The organism is Flavobacterium sp. (assembly GCF_043778725.1).
Lineage (GTDB): Bacteria > Bacteroidota > Bacteroidia > Flavobacteriales > Flavobacteriaceae > Flavobacterium.
The window spans coordinates 1-2512 of the sequence record NZ_JAYWFT010000027.1 but is presented as its reverse complement, the minus strand read 5'-3'; the positions used below and the strand labels follow the sequence as shown (position 1 = coordinate 2512).

Annotated in this window: 4 protein-coding genes; all 4 read right to left on the bottom strand. The window is 33.5% G+C overall.

Annotated elements, in window-relative coordinates; translation table 11 throughout:
- On the bottom strand, positions 1 to 752 hold a 752-nt coding region (locus tag ACH2CG_RS02680; RefSeq protein ID WP_395061934.1), incomplete at its 3' end, for an SBBP repeat-containing protein.
- A 54-nt stretch (positions 753 to 806) separates the two neighbouring features.
- Complete coding sequence (locus ACH2CG_RS02675) at positions 807 to 1304, bottom strand: hypothetical protein (RefSeq protein ID WP_395061932.1); 498 nt, start codon at positions 1302 to 1304, stop codon at positions 807 to 809.
- A gap of 12 nt (positions 1305 to 1316) precedes the next feature.
- Positions 1317 to 1865, bottom strand: coding sequence for a hypothetical protein (locus ACH2CG_RS02670; RefSeq protein WP_395061930.1), 549 nt, complete (start codon positions 1863 to 1865; stop codon positions 1317 to 1319).
- Positions 1862 to 2251 (bottom strand): hypothetical protein, encoded by a 390-nt coding sequence (locus tag ACH2CG_RS02665; protein WP_395061928.1) that lies wholly within the window; start codon positions 2249 to 2251, stop codon positions 1862 to 1864. The genes ACH2CG_RS02670 and ACH2CG_RS02665 overlap by 4 nt, the downstream gene beginning before the upstream one ends.
- Positions 2252 to 2512: the final 261 nt, after the last annotated feature.

The following is a 2512-nucleotide window of genomic DNA, read 5'->3' as shown; positions in this document are numbered from 1 at the left end:
TTCATTGCGGTAATATAGCAAGGGTTGATGCTTCCGTGATAAGTTGTCCAAATATTAGTGCCATTATTATCAAATTTAGCAATAATTTGATTGGATTGACCTTGTTGGGGTTGAAATGTTCCTGTAGTGCCCATGTTGGGGCTATCTGAATATCCCGACAAATAAAAATTATTTGCCTTGTCATGAGAAACATAAAGTTTTGTATCATTTTCATTTATTCCACCAGATATCCAATTTAAATCGAGACCTTCTCCTTCAGTCCCACCATAATAAGAGCTCCAATTGAGTATGCCATTAGGAGTAAAACGGGCAATGAAGAAATCGGAAAGTCCGTTAATTGCGGTTTGATAGGCATTTGCAGTAGCGATATTAGTCGTGCTACTCGTAGAACCAACTATATAGATGTTGTTGGAAGCATCAATATCTATACCTGAAACAATATCAGTATCGCTGCCACCAAAATAAGTTGCCAAAGTGAGCTGCCCAAGATTGTTGAATTTTGCAATAAACCCATCCGATGCTCCCCCTCCAAAAGTAGATTGATATGAATTTGATGTAGAAAATACTGGAGTAGAGATGCTAGTGCCATTTAAAAAATAACCAACCAAATATAGATTGCCTTGTTTATCTACTTTAGAATCTTGAAGATAAAAACGTTCATCACCAAAATAAGTACCCCAAGACCGCTGAAAATTAAAATTTTGTGCCGAAACAGAACAACTGATTAGAAGTAAAAGAATTGCTTTTTTCATGAATTTTAGTTTTAAAAAAGACAGATGGCTTTTGCCATCTGTCTTTAAAATTAATTATTGAATGGTAACTGTATATATAGGTGCAGTTAATGTACCGCTTGGAGCATAACTTGCAGTCCAACCATTACTGGTTAGCGTTGATTGATAACCAGAACCCGTACCAATTTGTTTAGTATTGCCACCTATTCTTAATTGTATCCAATAGAAAACTTGCGCATTACCCAGTGGAAAGGCTACGGTACTAGATATAACGGTGCTACTTGTAGCCGATGTTGCTCTTTCCCATGAGTTAATAGTTGGCATACTTGTTGGCGAATAAAACGGAAAACGAGTTAAATTGGCGGTTGTTAATGTGTAACTTCCAAAAGGAGGAATAGTTACTGGTCCATTTGGTTTTGAATTAAATCGAGGGTAAGCACCTGCAACACCAGTATTGGTAACTAAGTTATCAATTGTAACTGTGTTAGCAGTTAAATTAAAAAGTTTAAAGGTTTTTTGTGCTTGTAGTTGCATCCCGCAACCTAACAAAGCAATTAAAATTATTTTTTTCATTTTGTTTTTTATTTAAAGATCAACGAATGTTATAACATATTCTGCAATTGGATTCACAGCTGTGGGCGGATAATAGTCATATAACATCTCCCAACCAGCCGCGGTATTTTGAATTGTAGTACTATTAACTGTTGGTATTGCAAATGTACCAAAACTACCCGGAAGCCCATTTATAATACCTATACTAAAGTCTATAAAACTAAAGTTTTGAGTAGTTGCAATAGTACTATTCCAAAGACTTAAACCTGTTTGATTATTTAATGAACTAGTTGCAGAATTTGTTCGTTTCCAATTAAGGTTGCTAATAATCGGAGGAAGTGAAGTTGGTGAAGAATAAAATGGAAATTTACTCGTGCTCAAATTATTTACCAAACTGTAAGATTGCCCTGAATATAAACCGAATGAATACCCATAGCAATAAGGATAAGTTCCTGTTGTTGGTTTAGTTCTAATTCCATAAATTTTCATGGCCGCGCTTGTAAGATTAGTAATTGTAATCTTTTTTTGGGAAAAGCAAGTAACAAATGTTACTAAAGCAAGTGTTAAAATTAGTTTTTTCATCTTACTTTTTTGTTTTGGTTATACATTTGCGATAATTTCTTTGAATATTCCTCTAAAGCAAAATAAACTAAACCATCTGTAGACATTGATTTTTTCTCTTCAATAACGTTTTGGTTTGTTCCTAATTCTTGGAGTAAAGTAATAGCTTCGTTTTGAACTTCAAGTTTGGTTTGTGCAGTTCTTTTATTCAATACACCAGACTCGTTTGTCGCTTTTGATTCATAAAAATCTTTTAAAGCCTTTTCAAAACTTACCATTTTTGCAGTCTTCAAAACAGGAGAAATTGCCTGTTGCTGCACTTCGGTTTTCTCATCGTTGTAATTACTACAAGACAAAAACATTACTGATACTATAATACCGGTAAAAATTAATTTAATTTTATTCATAATGTTAAAGACGCCCACGCTACAATATGGACTAAAATTTAGTTATGTAGCAATAAGACAGTTAAAAAATACTTGTTTTCACATTTCTGTGATTTTTTTACCAATTTTTCTGTTTCCTTGAATGAAATCTATCGTATCTTCAAGCGAGTCGTCCTTTTAGCACGGCGGATTCAAGTATCTAACGCAACATCGTTAGTTATTTAGTTAGTATCAAAAATAGCATTTTTCGTTTAAAATCTGCTTAATTTTAGAATAACTTTT